We start from the raw sequence: 21,808 nt of genomic DNA, 5'->3' as shown, positions 1-21,808 counted from the left end.
TCGCTGGGCAGCCCTTATACCCCCAGCCGATCGCGCAAGGTATACCAGGCGGCACCCGCGGCGGTGAAGGGAATACGGAACAGCCGACCGCCCGGGAAGGGGTAGTGCGGCAGCTTGGCAAAGGCATCGAAACGCTCCGCCTGACCGCTCAGCACCTCGGAGAGCAGCTTGCCCGCCAGATGGGTGCAGGTGACACCGTGGCCGCTGTAGCCCTGCATGTAGTAGATATTGGGGCCGATGCGACCAAACTGTGGCAGCCTCGACAGGGTGAGCAGGAAGTTGCCAGTCCAGGTGTACTCCACCTTGACGTCTTTAAGCTGGGGGAAGGTCTTGAGCATCTTGGGGATGATCAGCCGCTCGATATCTGCCGGATCCCGTGCGCCATAGACCACGCCGCCGCCATAGATCAGCCGGTGATCGGCGCTGGTGCGGTAGTAGTCGAGCAGGTAGTTGCAATCCTCCAGGCAGTAATTCTGCGGCAGCAGCTCGCGGGCCCGCTCCTCCCCCAGCACCTCGGTGGCGATCACCTGGGTGCCGCAAGGCATGCTCTTGCCGGCGAGCTCGGGCACCAGATTGCCGAGGTAGGCGTTACCGGCCACCACTATGTAGCGCGCCTTCACCGCTCCTTTGGCGGTCTTGACCAGAGCAGGCTGGCCCGGGGTGATGCTGGTAACGGCAGACTGCTCGAAGATCTGCCCACCCTGCATGCGGATCGCTTCAGCCTCGCCGAGAGCCAGATTGAGGGGGTGAATATGGCCGCCGCTCTTGTCGAGCAGGGCGCCGACGTAGCGATCGCTCGCCACCACTTCGCGCACGCCTCTGGCATCGAGCAGCTCCAGCTTGTCGTTGCCCCACTTCTGCCAGCGCGCCTGCTGCGCCTTGAGCTCGTGGAACTGTTTCTCGGTCTCGGCGGCAAAGACGCCCCCCTCCTGCAGATCGCACTGGATGTTGTAGCGTTTGATCCGCTCGCGGATGATCTGCCCCCCCTCAAACAGCATGGAACCGAGCAGCCTGGCCTGATCCGGCGGGCAGTTCGCTTCTATGGTGTCAATGTCGCGGCTGTAGGAGTTGACTATTTGGCCGCCGTTGCGGCCGCTGGCGCCAAAACCGACCCGGGCTGCCTCCAGTACCACCACCTTGTAGCCCTTCTCCACCAGATGCAGGGCACTGGAGAGGCCGGTATACCCCGCCCCGATGACGCAGACATCGCACTCCAGCTGCTCGGTCAGTGTCGGGTAGGGCGCGTGTTTATTGGCGCTGGCTGCGTAGTAACTGTTTACATGTTCGGTCATGATCCTGTTTCCTTACCGGTTTGGTTGGCAAACCCTATTCCAAGATTAAAAACTGGCCGGGGTATGGGCACTGACGATGCGACAGGTCTCCCCCGACGGATTGCTGAAGCTGTGGGGTTCGCCAGTGTCGATCACATAGCTGTCACCCGCCTCCAGCTGATAACTCTCTCCTGCCACGGTCAGGATCACCGAACCCTCCAGCACAGTGCCCACCTCTTCTCCCTGGTGGGTCACCTGACCACCGGTGTCGGTGCCCGGGGGGTAGGTCTCCAGCATAAAGCCGAGCTGGCGGCGGTTGTTGCCGTTGTGCACCAGCTTCATCGAGACCCCCTGACTGCCCAGCTCGATCAACTGATCACACTTGATCACCACCTGCGGCGGGCGACTCAGCTCCTCTTCGGCAAAAAAGCGTGACAGTGGCAAGCCATATACGGTGAGCAGCTTTTGCAGCGAGGCGACCGAGGGGCTCACCTTATCCTGCTCGATCATGCAGATAGCACCGTGGGTCAGGCCGCTCAGCTCGGCCGCCCTCCGCTGGGAGAGCCCCAGTTGATGACGCACCGCCGCCAGCCGCTCCCCCATGCTCGCCTGCCGTGCAGCCCCCTGACCGGAGCGGGTACTGCTGCTCTGGGTTGACGCCCCGCTCATGGCAGGCCTCCGCCATCGATTCCCTTGTCACGTTGGTACATTGGCCACCTCCCTGTTGCCACTGGTTAAAATAGCGGACCAGCCATGGCATCACTGTTTGCTATCTTACACAGCCTGGCGTTCATTATTTTGCACACCACTTATCGTGCGATACCCTGTTCATCTGGTTAAACTGCGCTACACAGCCCAATTTCTAGCATGCAACACACCAACAATTCAAATATATTTAACACTTGAAAAACATTTGCGCTCAATTTATGGTCTCTCTGTGCTTATTATTTTATACGGCAGCAGTACAGGATGAGCCGCATCATCGCCACCTTGCTGCCAGGTTTCATCATCGAGGCTTGCCATGTCCGCTACCAGTTCCAATCAAAGCTTGATCAAATCCCGTGCCTATATAGCTGGTCACTGGTGCGAGGCCGCCAGCGGCCGCACCTTCGAGGTGACCAATCCTGCCAGCGGGGCCGTCATTACCCAGGTGCCCGACATGGATGCCGAGGATACCCGCCGCGCCATCGCGGCCGCCCACGCGGCGCAACCCGCCTGGGCTGCGCTGACCGCCAAGGAGCGCAGCAACAAGCTCTACGCCTGGTTTGCCGCCATCACAGCCCATAGCGACGAGCTGGCGCGCATCATGACCTGCGAGCAGGGCAAGCCGCTGGTGGAAGCAAAGGGCGAGGTGGCCTATGGCGCCAGCTTTATCCAGTGGTTCGCCGAGGAGGGCAAGCGCGCCTACGGCCGCACCATCCCGGGTTTTAGCGGCGATCGCCGGCTGGCCACCATCAAGCAGCCGGTCGGGGTAGTCGCCGCCATCACTCCGTGGAACTTCCCCATTGCCATGATCACCCGCAAGGCGGGCCCTGCGCTGGCAGCGGGTTGCACCATCGTCATCAAACCCGCCGCAGAAACGCCGCTCTGCGCGCTGGCGCTGGCGGTGTTGGCCGAGCAGGCGGGCATCCCCGCCGGTGTCATCAATATCGTCACCAGCCATCAGGCGAGCGCGGTGGGCAACGAGCTGTGCAGTAATCCGGTGGTGCGCAAGCTCTCCTTCACCGGCTCCACCCGCATCGGCAAGCTGCTGATGCGCCAATGCGCCGACACCATGAAAAAGCTGTCGCTGGAGCTGGGCGGTAACGCCCCCTTTATCGTCTTTGACGACGCCGACCTCGACGCCGCCGTGGCCGGGGCACTCGCCTCCAAATACCGCAACGCCGGGCAAACCTGCGTCTGTGCCAACCGCATTCTGGTGCAGGCCAGTGTCTATGACGCCTTCGCCGAGAAGCTGACCGCTGCCGTCAGAGCCTTCAAGGTGGGAGATGGTATGGCGGAGGGCACCCAGATCGGCCCGCTTATCAACCCGGCTGCCGCCAGCAAGGTGGCCGAGTTGGTGCAGCAATCAGTCGCCGCCGGTGCCGAAGTGCTGCTGGGGGGCGAAGCCCACCCCGCCGGCCCCCTCTTCTACCAACCCACCATTTTGGGCAAGGTGGATAAAACCAACCCCATCCTGCAGGAGGAGATCTTCGGCCCGGTCGCCCCGCTGGTGCGCTTCGAGACGGAAGCTGAAGCCATCGCGCTGGCTAACGATACCCCTTATGGGCTCGCCGCCTACTTCTATGGCCGCGATATCGCCCGTGTCTGGCGCGTCGCCGAGCAGCTTGAATACGGCATGGTCGGCATCAACGAGGGGATCATTTCAACTGAGCTGGCTCCCTTCGGCGGCATCAAGGAGTCAGGTCTGGGCCGGGAAGGGGCCGCCGAGGGGCTGGAGGAGTATCTGGAGACCAAATATCTCTGCTTTGGCGCCATTCGCTAGGGCAGTAAAACAGAGACGACAGGTCGCCGATCTGGCCCGATGGGCTGTTCGGCGGTAATGGGCGCCAGATCGCCCACCACATTTTCAGGGAATATCCGGGGCTGCGGCCCCTCAGGGAGGAAAGATGAGTCAGTCAGAATCAAACAAGGCGTGGCAAGCACGCCGTGAAGCGGCCGTGGTCAACGGCGTCGGCACCCTGCTGCCGGTCTTTATCGACCGTGCGCAAAATGCCGAGCTGTGGGATGTGGAGGGCAACCGCTACATCGACTTTGCCTCCGGCATCGCCGTGCTCAACACCGGCCACAACCACCCGAAGGTGGTGGCGGCGGTGCGCGAGCAGCTGGAAAAATTCAGCCACACCTGCTTTCAGGTCACCCCTTACCCGGGCTATATCGAGCTTGCCGAAAAGCTCAACGCCCTGGTGCCCGGCCCGACCCCGAAACGCACCCTGTTTCTCTCCACCGGTGCCGAGGCAGTCGAGAACGCCATCAAGATCGCCCGCGCCCATACCGGTCGCAGCGGCACCATCGCTTTCAAGGGGGGCTTTCACGGCCGCACCATGATGGGGATGGCGCTCACCGGCAAGGTGGTCCCCTACAAGACCGGCTTTGGCCCCTTCCCGGGTGAGGTCTACCACATCCCCTTCCCCGCCGACTATCTGGGGGTAAGTGAAGAGGATGCCCTGTACGCCCTCGATCTCTGCTTCAGCGCAGACATCGAACCCTCCCGCGTTGCCGCCATCATCATCGAGCCGGTACAGGGAGAAGGGGGCTTCTATCCCGCCTCCCCGAGCTTTATGCAAAAGCTGCGCAGCATCTGCGATCAGCACGGCATTCTGCTCATCTGTGACGAGATCCAGAGCGGCTTCTGCCGCACCGGCAAGACCTTCGCCACCGAGTATGCCGGCATCGAGCCGGACATCATGACCCTGGCCAAGAGTCTGGCGGGGGGCTTCCCGCTCTCTGCAGTAGTCGGCAAGGCAGAGATCATGAACGCCGCCAAGCCGGGGGGCCTGGGTGGCACCTATGCCGGTTCCCCCATTGCCTGCGCCGCCGCGCTGGCGGTGTTGCAGGTGATCGAAGAGGAGCAGCTCAACCAGAAGGCCCAGGCGCAAGGTGAGCAGATCAAGGCGGGACTGGAACGCATAGCCGAGCGTTTTGACTGCATAGGTCAAATTCGTGGACCCGGAGCCATGGTGGCCATGGAACTGGTGAAACAACGTGATGCCAGCCGGCCCGATCCCGACCTAACCAAACGTCTGGTGACCGAGGCGGGCAAGCGCGGTCTGATCCTGCTCTCATGCGGGGTGCGCGCAAATGTCATCCGTTTTCTCGCCCCCCTGACCGCCCCTGCGGCAGTGATTGACGAAGGGTTGCGACTCCTTGAAAAATCGCTGGAGGCCGTGCTGGACTGACCAGCAGGAAAGCAATCGCTAACCTGTGCAAAAAAATGCAGTTTCGCCCCCCTTTTTTACTTGTCAAGGGGGCCCTGCAAATGCACAATGCGCCGCCACTGCAAGGACCGGTATCACCACATCTCACCGGTCCTTTTTTGTGCAGCGAACAAACCCATAAACGAGGCCGGATAACCCCCGGAAAAGATAGCGAGATTGGCAGCAATCTCCCGACACCACATTCTGTGAGGAACAACATGGGGCATCTCTATGCTTTCCTGCCGGCTCTGACCGGCGCGCGCCACCCCGGCGCCCTTGATTCCCGGGCCTCTCTCCCGGTTTCGTTGATGGAGTGTGCCGCCCTGGCACCGCGTGAGGAACAGGCATGATGAACGCCCAACCGGTTGGTCTGAAAAAGACCCTGAAACTGTGGCAGGTCGTGGTCATGGGTCTTGCCTACCTCACTCCCATGGCGGTATTCGATACCTTCGGCATCGTCACCGAAATTACCGAAGGCCATGTGCCGACCGCCTACCTCTTTGCCCTCATCGGCATGTTGTTCACAGCCCTGAGCTACGGCCATCTGGTACGCAAGTTCCCGTCGGCAGGCTCCGCCTATACCTATGCCCAGAAGGTGTTTCACCCCTATGTCGGCTTTATGGTGGGCTGGACCTCCCTGCTCGACTATATGTTCATGCCGATGATCAACATGCTGCTGGCCAAGATCTATCTGCAGGCTCTCTTCCCCGAGGTGGAGCCCTGGACCTATATTTTTGGTCTGGCGGCGGTGATGACCGCCCTTAACCTGCGCGGTATCAAGCTGGTGGCCAACTTCAACAGCCTGATCGTCATCATGCAGTTCAGTATTATCGCCGTCTTCATCGGCCTGATCGCCTGGGGCGTCCACAACGGTGAAGGGTTGGGGACCGTGGCCAGCAGCCGTCCCTTCTTCTCCGAGCAGATCAACATCTCGCCGTTGTTGATGGGTGCCTCCATCCTCTGTCTGTCGTTCCTCGGCTTTGATGCCATCAGCACCCTGTCGGAAGAGACACCGGACGCGGATCGGGTGATCCCCCGCGCCATCGTGCTGACGGCGCTGATCGGCGGTGTGCTGTTTGTCAGCACGTCCTACTTCCTGCAGCTCTACTTCCCGGACATCTCCCGCTTCAAGCAACCGGATGCAGTCCTGCCGGAGATCGCTCTCTATGTCGGTGGCAAACTGTTCCAGGCGGTGGTACTGGTCTGCACTACGGTGGCGGTGCTGGCCTCGGGACTCGCCTCTCACGCCGGGGTGTCGCGCCTGCTTTATGTAATGGGTCGTGATCGCGCTCTGCCGAGTCGCTTCTTCTCCTATGTGCATCCGAAGTGGCAGACCCCGGCATGCAATGTGCTGCTGGTCGGTCTGCTGGCCCTCTCCGCGGTATCGTTCGATCTCGAGATGGCACTGGCACTGATCAACTTTGGCGCCCTGGTGGCCTTCACCTTCGTCAATCTGGCGGTGATTGCCCACTTCTATGTGAAGCTAGGCCGCAACAAGTGTCTCAAGGATCACCTGATGTACCTGCTGCTGCCGCTCTGTGGCGCCGCCTGCATCGGGGTGTTGTGGCTCAATCTGGAACCCGCCTCCTTCGAGCTGGGGCTGATCTGGGCGGCGCTGGGTGCCATCTACCTGTTCCTGCGCCTCACCGTGTTCCGCATCCCGCTACAACCTGCTGACAAGGTGGAGATCGCCCAGTAATCGCGGCTCAACCATACCGCCATACAAAACAAGGAGCCTGCGGGCTCCTTGTTGTTTTTGCGGCGAGCTGGTTGCCAGAAACGCGGTTTCTGCAGGAAGTGTGACTGATTTCAAATAACTACCCAGCCGGACCGCTCGCCGTGCCATGGCCCGAGCCGCGTCGCCTCCTATCACTAGTCACAAATGTGAATGGATATGCAATCACTCTTTTTCCATTTCACCCCCTCCCATCCCCCGCCAGCCGATAAGATCGCTGGACTCGAGCCCGGGGGAGCGCCGGCAAATATGATCAGGATCAATGTTGAGGCGCTATGCACCCTGCAGCCCCGATTTGCCGACTTTTCATACGTTACGACAGGGTTCTCTTCCCCCCCGAAAAGGGGGGAGCGGCTCGGGGACGGCTGCCGGGGGCGAGTGACCACTTACCCGCCCCCTGCGTATGCAAAAAAATGCGTTAATCCGCCCTTTTTTGCTTGTCAAGGGGGCTGACCGAATGCACAATACGCCGCCAATAAAGGACCGATGTTCACTGCGACATCGGTTTTTCTATTTTGAAGTGCAGTACAAACCCACCACAAGAGGCCGGAACATTTCCGGAAGTGATATCCGAGATTGCCAAACAATCTCCCGACGTTGAGAGGATAACAATGGGGCGTTTTAATGCTTTCCTGCCGGTACAGCCCGGTATGCGCCTCCCCGGCGCCCTTGATGTACAGGCTTGCGAATCCATCGTATCCCTGCGCTCGTTGCAAGCACGTGCTGCGGCACTGATTGAGGAGAAAGCGTAATGGCATCGCAAAACGCCAAGCTGCTCAAGACCCTTACCCTGACACAAGTGATTGTGATGGGTCTGGCCTATCTGACCCCCATGGCTGTCTTCGACACCTTCGCCATCGTCGGTGACATCACCGATGGCCGGGTCGCCACCGCCTATCTGCTGGCCCTCGGCGGCATCCTGCTGACCGCCTTCAGCTACGGTCATCTGGTACGCAAGTTCCCCTCTGCGGGCTCTGCCTATACCTATGCCCAGAAGGTGTTCAACCCCTATGTCGGTTTCATGGTCGGCTGGTCCTCCCTGCTCGACTACATGTTCATGCCGATGATCAACATCCTGCTGGCCAAGATCTACCTGACCGCCATGTTCCCGGGTGTCGAGCCCTGGGTGTTCATCTTCGGTCTGGTGACCGTAATGACCTTCCTGAACCTGCGCGGCATCAATCTGGTGGCCAACTTCAACGGTCTGATCGTGGTGATCCAGCTGGCCATCATCACCCTCTTTATCGGCCTGATGGCGTGGGGCATCTACCACGGTGAAGGGGCTGGCACCCTGATGAGCAGCCGTCCGTTCCACTTCGAGTCAGCACAGCTGGTACCGCTCTTTACCGGTGCGACCATTCTCTGCTTCTCGTTCCTGGGCTTTGACGGTCTGAGTTCCCTCTCCGAAGAGACTCCGAATGCCGGCAAGGTGATCCCCAAGGCGATCGTGCTGACTGCCCTGATCGGCGGCATCATTTTCGTGGTGGTCTCTTACTGCCTGCAGCTCTACTTCCCGAGCCTCTCCCGCTTCCAGCATCCCGACGCGGTACTGCCGGAGATCGCCCTCTACGTTGGCGGCACCTTCTTCCAGTCCGTGGTGCTGGTCTGCACCACGGTGGCGGTACTGGCCTCCGGCATGGCTGCTCACGCCGGTGTGTCGCGCATCCTCTACGTGATGGGTCGTGATCGCATGATCCCGGAGCGGGTGTTTGGCTACATCCACCCGAAATACCGTACTCCGGCCATCAACGTGCTGATGGTGGGCGGTCTGGCCCTCTCCGCCGTGTCGTTTGATCTGGATACCGCACTGGCGCTGGTCAACTTCGGCGCACTGGTGGCGTTCAGCTTCGTCAACCTGTCGGTGATCGGTCAGTTCTGGGTGCGCGAGAAGCGCAACAAGACCCTCAAGGATCACGTCATCTACCTGTTGATGCCGCTGCTCGGCGCCGCCACCATAGGTGCTCTGTGGATCAACCTGGAGCAGAGCTCGCTGGAGCTGGGCCTGATCTGGGCGGGCCTCGGCGCAACCTATCTGTTCCTGCGTCTGGCGGTGTTCCGCATCCCGTTCCGCCAGTACGAAGAGGCGGCTGACGCCTGATCCTTTGCGGATAATGGATAGACAGAAGGGGAGCCATGGCTCCCCTTCTTGCTGCCGGTCTGTGGCCGGTCACACGGGCTTGGGCCCGGTCTGCTTACTGCTTATCCAGTACGGCGGTCGCCGCAGCCTTGAGCGGATCGCGAGCGATGCTCTTGGCATCCTGCTCCGCCTTGTGCAGCTGCTGGTTTGCCTTGTCCATCTTCTGCTGCATACCGTTGCCGCTCTCCTTGAGGTCGGCACGCTTCTCGCCCAGCAGGTCGGTGCGGCCTTTTTGCACCTCAGCTTTCACCTTCTCTTTCTCCTGCTTCACCAGCTTGCTGGTATCACAGTTGCCCTTGACTCCCAGAGTGGCATTCACCGCTTCGTTTTTGAGGGCCTTGTCGAGGTTGCAGTCGGTTTTCAACAGGCTGGCCTGTGCCCCTGCCGAGAGCAGCCCCAGCGACAGAGAGAGGATCCATGCACGCATCATCTTGTTTACTCCTGCTTGCCAATAAAGGGGCGCAGTGTAGCGATCACATTCCGGCTGACAAGGCGGCAGTGCTTTCGTCCCCCCTTTTGCCACCCCAGAGCTAACCGGCTCGGTCAGCGCCTGTCGCCGCAGTTCGTCGTCATAAAAACATCATCGAAATGTCACGTTGTCATATTTCTGTCATTAACCATTGATTAAATGCGCGGGTCATCAACAACCCAAGACGGAACGACCGTCTCAAGAGGCTTTATGCAACACCATCACTCCTTGTCACAGCCGCCCGCGACCCGCGCCCTGTTCAACTGGATGAGTGTCATCGTACTGGTCTACCTGATCCTGGTTGCCGTGGGCGCCATCTCCCACGGCTTCAAAGATTTCTCCGGCGGCGCCGAGGGCGCAGCCCAGATCTTCGCCTTTGCCAACAACCCCTTTGTCGCCCTGCTGCTGGGTATTCTCGCTACCGCGCTGGTGCAATCCTCCAGCACCGTCACCTCGGTGATCGTTGGTCTGGTGGCTGGCGGCCTGCCCATCAGCATGGCCATCCCCATGGTCATGGGTGCCAACCTCGGCACCACCATCACCAACACCATCGTCTCCATGGGCCATGTGCGGGATCGCGCCGAGTTCCGCCGCGCCTTCGCCGCCGCCACCGTGCACGACTTCTTCAACCTGCTGGCGGTGTTCATCTTCCTGCCGCTGGAGCTGATGTTCGGTCTGCTGCAACACAGCGCCGAGTGGCTGGCCAACCTGCTGGTAGGCTCCGCCAACATGTCGATGAAGGGCATGGACTTCATGAAGCCGCTGACCGCACCGGCCCAGCAGCTGATTGACAGCGCCGTTGCCTTCCTGCCGGGCAAGGGCGCTGCCATCGCCACTATCATCATCGGTATCCTGCTGATCCTCGCCTGCGTCACGTATCTCGGCAAAGTGCTGCAACAGGTACTGGTTGGCCGCGCCAAAGAGGTGCTGCACAAGGCGCTGGGCCGTGGCCCACTGACCGGCATTACCTCCGGCGCGCTGGTGACCATCATGGTGCAGTCCTCCTCCACCACCACCAGCCTGATGATCCCGCTGGCCGGCGGCGGCGTGTTCAGCACCCGTCAGCTCTACCCCTTCACCCTGGGGGCCAATATCGGGACCACCATCACCGCCTTGCTGGCTGCCACCGCCATCAGTGGAGCCGGTGCCCAGCTGGCCCTGACCATCGCGCTGGTCCACGTGCTGTTCAACCTCTTTGCCGTGGTCATCATCTATGGCATCCCCTTCCTGCGCGACCTGCCGGTGCGCGCCGCCGAGGGGCTGGCCCGGGTAGGCAGCGAGAACAAGCTGCTGGCTCTGGGTTATGTGACGGGTCTCTTCTTCGCCCTGCCCGCCCTGATGATGGTGGCCGCCAAGTAAGCGCCGCAGCCATGACAAGGGGCGAGTCACCGACTCGCCCCTTTTTGCGTCTGCGTCTCCGAGCTTTGCCTGCCCGCTCACATCCTCCCGCCCTGTGGCTCGCCATCAGGGGCGGTGCGCGATAAGATGGCGTCCTCATTGCACTTTTTACATTTCATGGAACAGGAAAAACCGATGAAATTTATACTGATCGCGCTGCTGGTTGCCGGTGTCGCCTACTACTTCTACTCCAGCAGCAACAACAAGAAGCTGGCGGCCGACAACGTGCGGATTGGCGCCGAGTTCCTCGCCAGCAACAAGGAGAAGCCGCTGGTGACCACCACCGCCTCCGGCCTGCAGTACGAAGTGCTGACCCCGGGCACCGGCACCGTTCACCCCACCGCCACCAGCAAGGTGAAGGTGCATTACGAGGGCAAGCTGCTGGACGGTACCGTCTTTGACAGCTCGGTCGCCCGTGGCGAGCCCATCGAGTTTGGCCTCAATCAGGTGATTGCAGGCTGGACCGAAGGGGTGCAGCTGATGGTGGAAGGTGAGAAGACCCGTTTCTACATCCCTGCCAACCTCGCCTACGGCGACCGCGCCGCGGGCAAAATCCCGCCGGGATCCGTCCTGATCTTTGACGTGGAGCTGTTGGGTATCCAGTAACCGCGCAGGATGCTCCAGTGGCAATATCCCACTGAGCGCCCGTACTGATCTTTGATGTGAAGCTGTTGGGTATCCAGTAAGCGCACCATCAGCAACAAGGCCAGCATTATGCTGGCCTTGTTGCTATGGGAACCTCACTCCCCCTTGGCGATCCCTTCCCGGCGCGGATCCGCTGCGCCAAACCAGCCGCCAGCGTTTCGCTCAACCCCCTGCAGGCCGGAAGTTTGTTCATTTAGCACCACCTCATGTCCCCTCGCCTTCAATCCCTCGACCACCGACATGGGGGTGCGTCCCGCTTCCAGCTCGGTGGGGCCGTTGCGGCTGCCAAAGTTGGGCAGGTTGATGGCCTGTTGCAGGTTCAGGCCCCAATCCTGGGTGCCGAGCAGGGTCTTGCCCACGTAGTTGATGATGGCGGAGCCTCCCGGCGAGCCCAGCGTCATGGTCAGCTCGCCGCTTGGCTTGTCAAACACCAGCAGGGGTGACATGGAGGAGCGGGGCCGCTTGCCCGGCTCCACCCGGTTTGCCACCGGCAGATCGGCAGCATCTACCGAGGTGAAGGAGAAATCGGTGAGCTGGTTGTTGAGCAGGTAGCCGTTGACCATCTGACGCGATCCGAAACCATCCTCGATGGAGCTGGTCATGGAGATGGCCATCCCCGCCTTGTCGACGATCGAGACATGGCTGGTAGAGGGGAGTTCCGGAGTCGCATCCTTGCCGCGTGCCAGCGCCAGTGGCGGCGTACCGGGCTTGGCAATCCCCATGGAGTGCTGACCGACAAGCTTGCCGCGCTCGGCCAGATAGCCCTTGTCCAGCAACCCCTTCACCGGCACCCTGACAAAATCGCTGTCGGCGACGTACTGGTTGCGATCGGCGAAGGCCAGACGCGCCGCTTCGCTGTAGAGGTGGATAGCCTCGCTGGAAGCAGCCAGTCCCCCCTCCTTCGTGGTGATCGGCTTGAGGGCCGCCATATCGCGGCTCTCCAGCATGCCGAAGATCTGGCCGAGCGCCAGGGTGCCGGACGAGGGAGTAGGAAAACCGCAGATCTTGCTCTGGCGATAGTCAAAGCAGAGGCCATCCCGCACTTTGGCCTGATAGCTGGCCAGATCGGTGGCCGCCAGTACCCCGGGATTGGTGGGATGTTGGCGTACCTTGGCCACCATGGCATCCGCCAGCGCCCCCTGATAGAAGGCATCCGCCCCCTCTGTGGCCAGAGTGCGCAGCACCCTGGCCAGCGCCGGGTTGGTCAGCCAGGTGCCCGCCGTTTTGGGGCTGCCATCCGCCTGATAGAAGTAGGCTCGCGCCTGCGGATCCCGTGCCAGATAGGGATCCTTGGCCAGCAATGTGGCCAGCCGTGGACTTATCACAAATCCTTGTTCTGCCAGTGTGATGGCGGGCTCGAACAGCGCAGCCCAGGGCAGCTTGCCATAACGCTGATGGGCCAGTGCCAGAGCGCGCAGGGTGCCGGGAACGCCGACCGAGCGACCCCCGACCACCCCGTCATAAAACGCCAGCGGCTTGCCATCTTGCATAAACAGCTGGTCGGTGGCGGCAGCCGGCGCCGTCTCGCGGCCATCCACCGCACTCACCTTGCGGCCATCCCACACCAGCAGCAGCGTCCCGCCACCGATCCCGGAAGATTGCGGCTCTACCAGCGTCAGCACCAGCTGCACCGCAATGGCGGCATCGACGGCACTGCCACCGGCCTTGATGATCTGGTAGCCCGCATCCACCGCCAGCGGGTTGGCGGCCGCCACCATGAAGTCATGGCCCTGCCAGCCCTGTTTGTCGGTCCAGCCACTGGCGGCTTCGGGTGCGATCAGGGTCTGGGCTGGCGGGGTGTAGTGAAAGCCGTTGTCACTGGCACAACCGGCCAGCAGGGCAAGGGCGACAGCCAGCCCCAGAGGTTTGCGCAACATGACACTCTCCTTGTCTGTTTTATGACCATGAAGAGGGACTATGTCACGATTGGCGCTGATAGCTCAAGTTATTGAACCAGATCAATATCTTACTCATCTATCAATAATGGCAATCCGCAATAGATATAAAAAAACCGCCCGAAGGCGGTTTTTACGATGGGATGGCAGAGGCCAAACAGGCGCAAGTCCGGTTAGATGGACTGCTCTTCGCCACCCAGGGCAGCAAACAGCGCCGGGATAAACTGGGACAGCTCGGAGGTCACCAGCGCGAAGTCCGCATCCAGACGGGCGGCCGGATCTTCGCTGGTGACATCGTCGTTCTGCTCGCGCAGCTCTTCGCTGAATTTCAGGCGTTTGATGGAGAGATCATCCCCCAGCACGAAGCTGACGGTCTCGCCCCAGTTGAGGGCCAGCTTGGTCACCAGCTTGTCGTTGGCCAGGTGGTTCTTGATTTCATCCGTCATCAGATCCTGCTGCTTGCAGCGGATGATGCCGCCGTGCTCCATGGCACTGCGCAGCTCGGCTTCGTCTTCCAGAGTGAAGGAGGCTGGCAGATTGCCCTCGTTCAGCCACTCGGTCATGGTGATCTCGGGCGGGTTCTTGAGGGCCACCGGCACCACCGGCAGGGAGCCGATGGATTTGCGCAGCAGCGCCAGCAGATCGTCCGCCTTCTTGGCAGAACCTGCATCCACCACCATCAAATTGTCGGCCGGATTGATCCAGGCGAAGGTCTGGCTGGTACGACTGAAGGCACGGGGCAGCAGGGTGTGGAGGATCTCCTCTTTCAGCGCTTCCTTCTCTTTCTTCTTGAGGGCGCGTCCCTGTTCGAACTCGATCGCTTCTACCTTCTCGGCCAGCATCTCCTTGACCACGGTGCCGGGGAGCATCTTCTCCTCTTTGCGGGCGCAGATGAGGATGTGGCCGGAGGCAGAGTGGGTCAGGGTTGAGCCGAATTTGCCAAGGGGCTTGACCCACCCGAAACGGGAGATGTCCTGACTGCCGCAAGGGGTGAAGGCACAGGCTTCCAGCTGGGTTTCCAGCTGATCCACGGTCAGGTCAAAGGGGCGGGTAAAGCGATAAATCTGCAGGTTTTTAAACCACATGGCGTCCTCGGTCTCTAGATTGTCCGGCGGGCATTGTACTAGAGAGGCGCTTTGTGATCAGCCAATCATTCTCGCTAAATAAAGGGCGATCGACCTCACAGGGTCTCATTTATATCACCTGAACGGCCGTCAAGTTCCCCTAGACTGCGAGTGTACAAGTTGTTACCAAGGATGGATTTATGTTGCGGCCCAGTCGCCCGGAAGATATGGAAGAGATCGTCGAAATCTGGCTGCTGGCCTCCCTGCAGGCCCACGATTTCGTCGATGCCTCCTGCTGGTGGCAGGCCCAGGAGGATCTGCGTACCCGCTATCTCGATCGTGCCGCCATCTGGGTGTTCGAGGAGCGCGGCGATCTGCTCGGCTTTATGGCGCTGGTGGACAACTATCTCGCCGCCCTCTTTGTGCGTCCCGACCGTCAGGGTCGCGGTGTCGGCCACGCCCTGCTGCAGGAGGCCAAGCGTCAGGGGGCGTCGCTCTACGCCCGGGTCTTCGTCGAGAACGATCAGGCGGTACGTTTCTATCGTCGCCACGGTTTCGTCATCAAGGGTGAAGAGTCCGATCCTCTCACCGGTCACCCCCAGTACAAGATGTGCTGCGAACCCGCATGAACTGATGACAGACCGCTGTTTTACTTGAAAAAAGCACGGGGCATCCTCATCTTGTCTCCATCGGGTGCCATAGGCACCGTCCCTGCAACCGGGCTGCTTTCCAATGAAAATCCTCCATACCGCCGACTGGCATCTTGGCCATCAACTCCATGGTCATGACCGCCGTTTTGAACACGATGCCTTCCTCGACTGGCTAAGCGACACCCTGAAGGCGCGCGAGATCGACGCCCTGTTGGTAGCGGGCGATCTGTTTGATACCGCCAATCCCCCCGCCACCGCCTGGCAACAACTCTACCGTTTTCTGGCGCGGCTGCGCGCCGAGATGCCCCACCTCAACATGGTGCTGATCGGCGGCAACCACGACTCTCCCTCCAAGCTCGATGCCCCCCACGAGCTGCTGCGCGCCTTTGATCTGCATCTGGTGGGCAGCATCAGCCGCGACAGTGAGGGCAAGCTCGAGACCGACCGCCTGCTGGTACCGCTGCAAGACCGGGAGGGCAAGATCGCCGCCTGGTGCGCCGCCGTGCCGTTCCTGCGCAGCAGCGATCTGCGGGTAGAGTCGTTGGAAGAAGGACAAGACAGGCTGATCGAAGGGGTTCGACAGGTCTACGCCGAGGTGCTGGCCGAAGGGCGCGCTCGCTGCGGGGAGGCGCTGCCACTGATTGCCATGGGCCACGCCTATCTGGCGGCGGGCCAGCTCTCGGAGCTGTCGGAGCGGCGGGTGCTTGGCGGCAACCAGCACGCCTTGCCTGCCGACCTGTTTGCCGCGGCTGATTACACGGCGCTCGGTCACCTCCATCTGGCCCAGAGCCCGGCCGAGGGGGTGCACTACAGCGGTTCGCCGCTGCCGCTCTCGCTTGCCGAAGCCAACTACAACCATCAGGTGCTGGAAGTGACCTTTGCGGAGGGGAAACTGGCCGGGCTGGAGCGGATCCCGGTGCCCCGCGCGGTGGAGATGATCCGCCTGCCCCAGAGCACCCTCGACGACGCGCTGAACGCCATCGCATCGCTCGAGCTGCCTGATTGTCCACAAGAGGCACAACCCTTCCTCGAAGTGCGGCTGCTGCTGCCCAAGCCCGAGGCCCGCATCCGCGAGCGGATTCTGGCCGCCATTGCAGACAAACCGGTGCGGTTGGCCCGCATCAGCACCCAGTATCAGGGCTCGGGCGAAGGGCTGGCCGATGGTCGCGAGCGGCGCAGGCTCGATGAGCTCTCCCCCACCGAGGTGTTTCGCCTCTGCTATCAGCGCCAGTTTGAAGGGGAGCCCGAGGCTGGGTTGGTCGCCTCGTTTGAAGAGATCCTGGAGCAGGTGAAGGAGTCAAACCAATGAAAATCTTGTCTCTGTCAGGTGAGAATCTGGCCAGCCTGACCGGCCCCTTCACCATCGACTTTACCAGGGGAGCGCTCGGCGCCGCCGGTCTGTTTGCCATCACCGGCAATACCGGCGCGGGCAAGAGCACATTGCTCGACGCCATTTGTCTGGCCCTCTACGACGAAATGCCGCGCTTTATCGCCAATCGCAAGAACGTGGCCGAAGTGGGCCGCATGGATGATGAGGAGAAACTCAAGGCCAACGACGTGCGCGGCATCCTCAGTCGCGGCCACGCCAGCGGCTTTGCCGAGGTGCAGTTTCGTGGCTGCGATGGTCGCATCTGGCTAGCCCGCTGGGCGGTGCGCCGGGCGCGAAACCGCTCGGAGGGGCGCTTTCAGGCGCAGGAGCGCACCCTGACCGATGTGGAGTCAGGGCAGGTTTTCTCCGGCAGCAAGCGGGAGCTGCAGGATCGCATCGACGAGCTGGTGGGTCTCTCCTGGGAGCAGTTCCGCCGCGCGGTGATCCTGCCGCAGGGGGAATTTGCCGCCTTCCTCAAATCGGATGCCAACGAGCGCTCCGCCCTGCTCGAACGGATGACCGGTACCGAACTCTACTCTGCCATCTCCATCCAGACCTATGAACGGGCGCGGGAAGAGCAGCAGAAGCTGGCCACCATCGCCCAGCGCCTCGGCGACGTGGCGCTGATGGATGAAGCGACCCGCGAACAGTGGGTAAGCCAGCAGGTAAGCCTCTCCACCACCCTCAAGCACGAGCAGCAACAGCAGCAGCTGATGCAGGACTTGCGCGACCTCAATAGCCGCATTGCCGCCCAGCTGCAGGGCTGCGCCGAGGGACAGGCGGCGCTCGATGCCGCCCTGCAGGCCCACGGCGCCGCGGCCCCCGAGCGCGAGGAATTCGCTCGTGCCGAACAGGCCCAGGTGGCCCGAGCCGATCACGACGAGCTGGCCCGCCTCACCCTTGAGGTACAGCAGCAGGAGAAGGTGATCGCCGAGCTGGGGCCTGAGCTGGCCAAACTCGAGGAGCAGACCCAGCAGAGCGCGCTGACCGAACAGCAGTTGCTGGCGGAGAAGATCGCCGCCGAGCGGGAATGGGGTGCCCTGCAACCCGAACTCAAGCGGGCGCAGGAGCTCGATACCCGCATCCGGGAAAAAGTGCAGCAGTTGCAGAAGATCCAGCAGGAGGGGGCACAGGAGCGAGAAGTGCAACTCACGCTGGAGCAGGGCTGGCGCGAGCAGAGCCGACAGGTAGAACTGCTCAAGCAGCAGCACCAGCAGTGGGGCCTTTGGCTCGAAGAGCACAAAGAGCTGGCACCGGTGGCCCGCCAGTGGCAGCCCCTGCTCACCGCCATGCAGGATTGGGCCGAGGATGCCGACAAGCTGCAACAGCTGCTCACCCTGCGGGATCACAAGCTGCGCGCCCTGCAGCAGTTGCAGCGCCAGCTGGAGCAAGGCCAGCAGGAGCGAGACTACTGGCAACATGAACAAGCTCGGCTGCAACAGCAACAGAACGAGTTGCAGGAGCAGCAGTGGGAGAGCCGCCTCGCCAAGGCGCAGGAGCAGTGGCAGCAGCAAACCGAACAGCTGGGTCAGCTGCGCCAGCTGCTGGAGCTGGCCGATTACGGCCGCAACCACGGCGAGCAGCATACCCGCCTGCAACAGGAGATTGCCCAGCTGGAGCAGGCCCTTGGCAAGCTCGCCACCCTCGGCGAAGAGCTGGCCCCCGCCCGCGAGCGGCTCGCCCTGCAGCGGGATGAGGCGCGCCATGCGCTGGAGCAGTCCCGCGCCATCGCCAGCTTCGAGCAGTATCGCCATATCCTGAGCGATGGCGAACCTTGCCCGCTGTGCGGTTCCGGGGAGCACCCCTACAGCCAGAGCCAACCCCAGGTGGCGGGGATCCTGGGTCAGCTGGCGGAGCGGGTCAGAAGCCTCGAACTCGAATGGGAGCGGCTCAATCATCAATACATCCAGTGCGAGAGCGAGCGTCAGGAGCTGGCCCGCCAGCTGGCGGTGCGCCAGCAACATCTGCCAGAGCTGGAGGCACGCGCCGAGCAGCTGACCCAGCGCTGGCAACAGCTGGGGGGCGATACCCTGCTCGGCCATTCGCTGCCGCTGCGCCAAAGCCCCATTGAGTGGAACGAGCTGATGAGCACACTGCTTGGCCGTGGCCAGGCGCTGGAGCAGGGGTTGGCCCAGAGCCAGCAGCAGCTACGTCAGGCCCAGCTTGGCCAACAACAGCTGCAAGGGGTGCGTCAACAACTGAGCCAACTGGCTGCCCAGCACCAGCAGTTTGACCAGCAGTGGCAAGAGGCCGACCGCCAGCGCATCGCACTGGAAGGGGAAGTGAAGGGGATGGGCGAGCAGGAGGCGACCCTGCGCCAGCGTCTGGAACAAGGCGCCCACCGCCTCGACGAGCAGATGGGCGGCCAACCGTGGCGCCAGTGGCTCGGCAGCCAGCAGTGGCACGAGTGGCAGCGAGCCTGCGAAGCCTGGCTGCACGGCCAGAGCGAGTGGGAGCGGCTGGCCAGCGAGATCGCCAGCCTCACCCCGGCACTAAGTGCGCAGGAGGCACGCCTGCAGACCCAGCGCGAGCTACTGCACAAACTCGAGCGGGACTACAAGGAGCATGAGCAGCAGCGGCAGGGGCTGCTCACCAGCCGCGCCGCCTGTCTGAATGGCGAGGAGATCCCGCTGGTCGAGAGCCGCTGGCAACAGCGGCTGCAACAACTCGCCAGCGAACTGGAGATGATGCAAATCGGCGCCCGCGCTCTGCGGGAGCGGCAAACCGAGATCAAGACCCGCCTCACCCATGTGGAGCAGGAAAAGCAGACCAGCAGCCGCCGCAAGCGGGAGGTGCTGGGGCGCTGGGCCGCCCACGCCAGCACCCTCGGTATTGCCGAGTACGACCTGCGCCGCCTGCTGGCCATCAGCCCCGATGAGCTCAAGGCACGCCGCACAGCCCTGCAAGGGCTGGAAGATGCCCTTGGCGAGGCGCGTACCCGTCTTGCCGAGCGGCAACGGGCGCTGGCGCTGGAGGAGAGCAAACGGGATCGCTATCGGGAGCACCATCCCGAGCTGGCCGCCCTGCCGGATGCAGAGCTGAGCGAGCAGCTGGCGGCGCTCGATACCCGCTGCCGCGCCCTTGAAGAGCAGCTGTTCGAGTGCAAGAGCAAGCTGGCACAGGCCGAAGCCGCCGCTCTCAAGGCGGGCAGCCTGCAACAGGAGCTGGCCGCCCAGCAGGCAGTAGCCGACCACTGGCAGCAGCTGTGCGATCTGATCGGGCAGGCCAACGGCGCCAAGTTCCGCACCTTCGCCCAGAGCCTCACCCTCGAGCGTCTGCTGCTGGAGGCCAACGCCCAGCTCGCCGAGCTCTCGCCCCGCTACCGACTGGAGCGGGTGCCCGGCACCGATCTGGCGCTGCAGGTGGTGGATCTCGATATGGGGGACGAGGTGCGCTCGGTGGACTCTCTCTCCGGCGGCGAGAGTTTTCTGGTGTCGCTGGCGCTGGCGCTGGCCCTCTCCAGCCTCTCGTCACGCCAGACCCAGGTCGAGTCGCTGTTTATTGACGAAGGGTTCGGCACCCTCGATCCGGACAGTCTGGATCTGGCGCTCGCCAGCCTCGACTCCCTGCAGGCCGCCGGTCGCCAGATCGGGGTCATCTCCCACGTCCAGACGCTGGTAGAACGGATTGGCGTGCAGATCAGAGTCGAAGCCCTCGGCGGCGGCGAGAGCCGGGTAGTGGTCCCCTGAGTAGCATCAGCTCAATCACCAGTACCATCGGCTAAATCACTACGCCGAAAATAACAAGACCCCGCCAATTGGCGGGGTCTTGTTGAGAGGCTATCAGCCGAAGCGGTAGGCGCCCATATAGAGGCTGCCGCCATCCCAGCTCTCGTGCAGCCGAGCGGGCGCCACACCATCAGCGGCCCCCAACGCCACAAAGAGTGGGCGCAGATGATCGTCGTGGGGATGGGACTCCACCGCGCCTGGAGCCAGCCGACGATAGTCGAGCAGCGCCAGCCGATCCTCGTCGGCCATCTTCTGCTCCAGCCAGTCGACAAACAGGCTGGCCCACTCCGGCACTGGCGAGCCTTCCGGTGCCAGCGCCCGCAGGTTGTGGGTGATGGCGCCGGAGGCGAGGATGCCAATTCCCTGACTGCGCAGTGCCCCCAACACCTCTCCCAACTGCCACAACTGGGCCGGGGTGAAGCTCGCGGGAATGGAGACCTGCACCAGCGGGATCTCGCTGTTTGGGTCGATCAGGGAGAGCGGCGACCAGACCCCGTGATCCAGCTCGCGCCGCACCGGGGTGGCGGTCAGTCCGGCCAGTGCCAGCTGGTCGCTCACCCCTTGTTGCAGCCACTCGGGGCTGCTGGCAGGCCAGCGCATCCGGTAGAGGGGCTCGGGAAAGCCGTAAAAGTCGTACATCAGCTCCGGTTTGGGCTCGACGTTGATCTGCAGCTCGCGGCTGAACCAGTGGGCGGAGATGACCACCAGCCCCTTGAGCTCACCCAGACGCAGGGTTCGCAGAAAGCGGGTGGCGGGTTGCTCACGCAGCACCAGATCCGGTGCGCCGTGAGAGATAAACCAGACGGGGGCGAGGGACATAAAGCAGACTCCAACAAAGTATCAGGGGGCGATACCGGAGGGGATATCGCTGTTGGAATCGATTATCCCCCTGCCATTAAAGGTGAACAATCCAGCAAGATAGATAAGAACTATCAACCAATGGTTGATAATTTCACGCCTTCACGACCGGTAAGCAGCAATAGATATCAAGGCTGCGGCGCTTCCGGCTGCAGTCGGGCTGCACGAAGCGCCATCCGGGTCGCTGCACTGTGATCCTGCCACTCTCGCCACGCCAATCCCTCGGCGGCCGCCTCCCCTTTCACTGGGAAGGAGAAAATCGCCAGCAGTCGCGCATTATCAGGCCAGTAGCGGGCTGGCAGCATCTGAACCAGCAGCAGGGCGGCGCCCAGCAAGAGCAGCGCCCATCTGGTTTCATGGCTGTTTTTCATCCCGGCCTCCTTCACCCGTGCGCCAATGAACTAACATTTTTGCGCAAGCCGGTGACAAGACGGTGACAGCGGACGGGTGGTCATTTTACAACATCTGAACCTCAACCCGGCCAAACAACCACAGATGGCAACATTTGTATCCCTTCAGCCCGAACCTGTGGCCGTATGCTCTAAAATGTGACTCACAGGAAAACGTTATCCCTGAAAAGAAAACGTTATCTGGTCAAAACGTTGTTTCTGGATCATAAAAAGATTCCAAAAACTGGTGTATATTGCTCGGCGGAAATTCCTTAACCATGAA

General features: G+C 61.9%; 17 protein-coding genes. 10 read left to right on the top strand and 7 right to left on the bottom strand.

From position 1 onward, the window contains the following. Nucleotides 1–14: 14 nt before the first annotated feature. Together G5380_RS06305 and puuR are read right to left on the bottom strand one after the other, a co-directional pair. Entirely contained in the window at nt 15–1,292 is a 1,278-nt protein-coding gene (locus tag G5380_RS06305; protein WP_216953179.1) for an NAD(P)/FAD-dependent oxidoreductase, read from the bottom strand. Nucleotides 1,293–1,337: 45 nt separating this feature from the next. Further along, the gene (puuR, locus tag G5380_RS06300; protein WP_421297156.1) at nt 1,338–1,940 is read right to left on the bottom strand and encodes an HTH-type transcriptional regulator PuuR; all 603 of its coding nucleotides are present in this window, start codon (nt 1,938–1,940) and stop codon (nt 1,338–1,340) included. 352 nt (nt 1,941–2,292) lie between these two features. Between puuR and G5380_RS06295 the strand changes: the two genes are divergently transcribed. The 5 genes from G5380_RS06295 to G5380_RS06275 all read left to right on the top strand — a co-directional run bounded on the left by G5380_RS06295 (nt 2,293) and on the right by G5380_RS06275 (nt 9,021). Beyond that, complete coding sequence (locus G5380_RS06295) at nt 2,293–3,756, top strand: NAD-dependent succinate-semialdehyde dehydrogenase (RefSeq protein ID WP_421297157.1); 1,464 nt, start codon at nt 2,293–2,295, stop codon at nt 3,754–3,756. A 124-nt stretch (nt 3,757–3,880) separates the two neighbouring features. After that, on the top strand, nt 3,881–5,170 hold the full coding sequence (gabT, locus tag G5380_RS06290) for a 4-aminobutyrate--2-oxoglutarate transaminase (RefSeq protein WP_421249331.1): 1,290 nt from the start codon (nt 3,881–3,883) through the stop codon (nt 5,168–5,170). Between the two features lie 367 nt (nt 5,171–5,537). Continuing rightward, on the top strand, nt 5,538–6,887 hold the full coding sequence (locus G5380_RS06285) for an APC family permease (protein ID WP_227343014.1): 1,350 nt from the start codon (nt 5,538–5,540) through the stop codon (nt 6,885–6,887). 647 nt (nt 6,888–7,534) lie between these two features. Continuing rightward, nucleotides 7,535–7,675: a hypothetical protein gene (locus G5380_RS06280; RefSeq protein ID WP_005338239.1), complete on the top strand. Its 141-nt coding sequence runs from the start codon at nt 7,535–7,537 to the stop codon at nt 7,673–7,675. Beyond that, a complete protein-coding gene (locus G5380_RS06275) occupies nt 7,675–9,021 on the top strand; it encodes an APC family permease (protein WP_005350109.1) in 1,347 nt (448 codons plus the stop codon). Before G5380_RS06280 ends, G5380_RS06275 begins: the two co-directional genes overlap by 1 nt. Before the next feature lie 94 nt (nt 9,022–9,115). Here G5380_RS06275 and G5380_RS06270 read toward each other — a convergent pair whose 3' ends face one another. Beyond that, nucleotides 9,116–9,490 (bottom strand): hypothetical protein, encoded by a 375-nt coding sequence (locus G5380_RS06270; RefSeq protein ID WP_421171738.1) that lies wholly within the window; start codon nt 9,488–9,490, stop codon nt 9,116–9,118. Between the two features lie 249 nt (nt 9,491–9,739). Here G5380_RS06270 and G5380_RS06265 point away from each other — a divergent pair, with 249 nt between their 5' ends. Next, entirely contained in the window at nt 9,740–10,888 is a 1,149-nt protein-coding gene (locus tag G5380_RS06265) for a sodium:phosphate symporter (RefSeq protein WP_005338243.1), read from the top strand. Nucleotides 10,889–11,062: 174 nt separating this feature from the next. Beyond that, entirely contained in the window at nt 11,063–11,533 is a 471-nt protein-coding gene (locus G5380_RS06260; RefSeq protein ID WP_421297158.1) for an FKBP-type peptidyl-prolyl cis-trans isomerase, read from the top strand. Between the two features lie 134 nt (nt 11,534–11,667). On the opposite strand, the gene ggt is transcribed toward G5380_RS06260, so the two are convergent. Both ggt and rdgC read right to left on the bottom strand, forming a co-directional pair. After that, nucleotides 11,668–13,449 carry a gamma-glutamyltransferase gene (ggt, locus tag G5380_RS06255; protein WP_421297159.1) on the bottom strand — a complete coding sequence of 594 codons (1,782 nt, stop codon included), beginning with the start codon at nt 13,447–13,449 and terminating at the stop codon, nt 11,668–11,670. Between the two features lie 191 nt (nt 13,450–13,640). Continuing rightward, nucleotides 13,641–14,552 carry a recombination-associated protein RdgC gene (rdgC, locus tag G5380_RS06250; protein WP_005350107.1) on the bottom strand — a complete coding sequence of 304 codons (912 nt, stop codon included), beginning with the start codon at nt 14,550–14,552 and terminating at the stop codon, nt 13,641–13,643. Between the two features lie 179 nt (nt 14,553–14,731). On the opposite strand from rdgC, the gene G5380_RS06245 reads away from it, so the two are divergent. The 3 genes from G5380_RS06245 (at nt 14,732) to G5380_RS06235 (ending at nt 20,239) form a co-directional block, all read left to right on the top strand. Further along, the gene (locus G5380_RS06245) at nt 14,732–15,160 is read left to right on the top strand and encodes a GNAT family N-acetyltransferase (protein WP_216978334.1); all 429 of its coding nucleotides are present in this window, start codon (nt 14,732–14,734) and stop codon (nt 15,158–15,160) included. A gap of 103 nt (nt 15,161–15,263) precedes the next feature. After that, on the top strand, nt 15,264–16,490 hold the full coding sequence (locus tag G5380_RS06240; RefSeq protein ID WP_421203096.1) for an exonuclease SbcCD subunit D C-terminal domain-containing protein: 1,227 nt from the start codon (nt 15,264–15,266) through the stop codon (nt 16,488–16,490). Beyond that, complete coding sequence (locus G5380_RS06235; protein ID WP_421352530.1) at nt 16,487–20,239, top strand: AAA family ATPase; 3,753 nt, start codon at nt 16,487–16,489, stop codon at nt 20,237–20,239. The genes G5380_RS06240 and G5380_RS06235 overlap by 4 nt, the downstream gene beginning before the upstream one ends. Nucleotides 20,240–20,332: 93 nt before the next feature. On the opposite strand, the gene G5380_RS06230 is transcribed toward G5380_RS06235, so the two are convergent. Then, nucleotides 20,333–21,097: a DODA-type extradiol aromatic ring-opening family dioxygenase gene (locus tag G5380_RS06230; protein WP_421203093.1), complete on the bottom strand. Its 765-nt coding sequence runs from the start codon at nt 21,095–21,097 to the stop codon at nt 20,333–20,335. A gap of 167 nt (nt 21,098–21,264) precedes the next feature. Continuing rightward, the gene (locus G5380_RS06225) at nt 21,265–21,507 is read right to left on the bottom strand and encodes a hypothetical protein (RefSeq protein ID WP_421203092.1); all 243 of its coding nucleotides are present in this window, start codon (nt 21,505–21,507) and stop codon (nt 21,265–21,267) included. Between the last annotated feature and the right edge of the window lie 301 nt (nt 21,508–21,808).

This window comes from Aeromonas sp. 604443 (assembly GCF_049170315.1).
In the GTDB taxonomy this organism is placed as follows: Bacteria; Pseudomonadota; Gammaproteobacteria; order Enterobacterales; family Aeromonadaceae; genus Aeromonas; species Aeromonas veronii_A.
The sequence above is the reverse complement of the archived record's forward strand: the minus strand, read 5'-3'. Positions and strand labels throughout refer to the sequence as shown.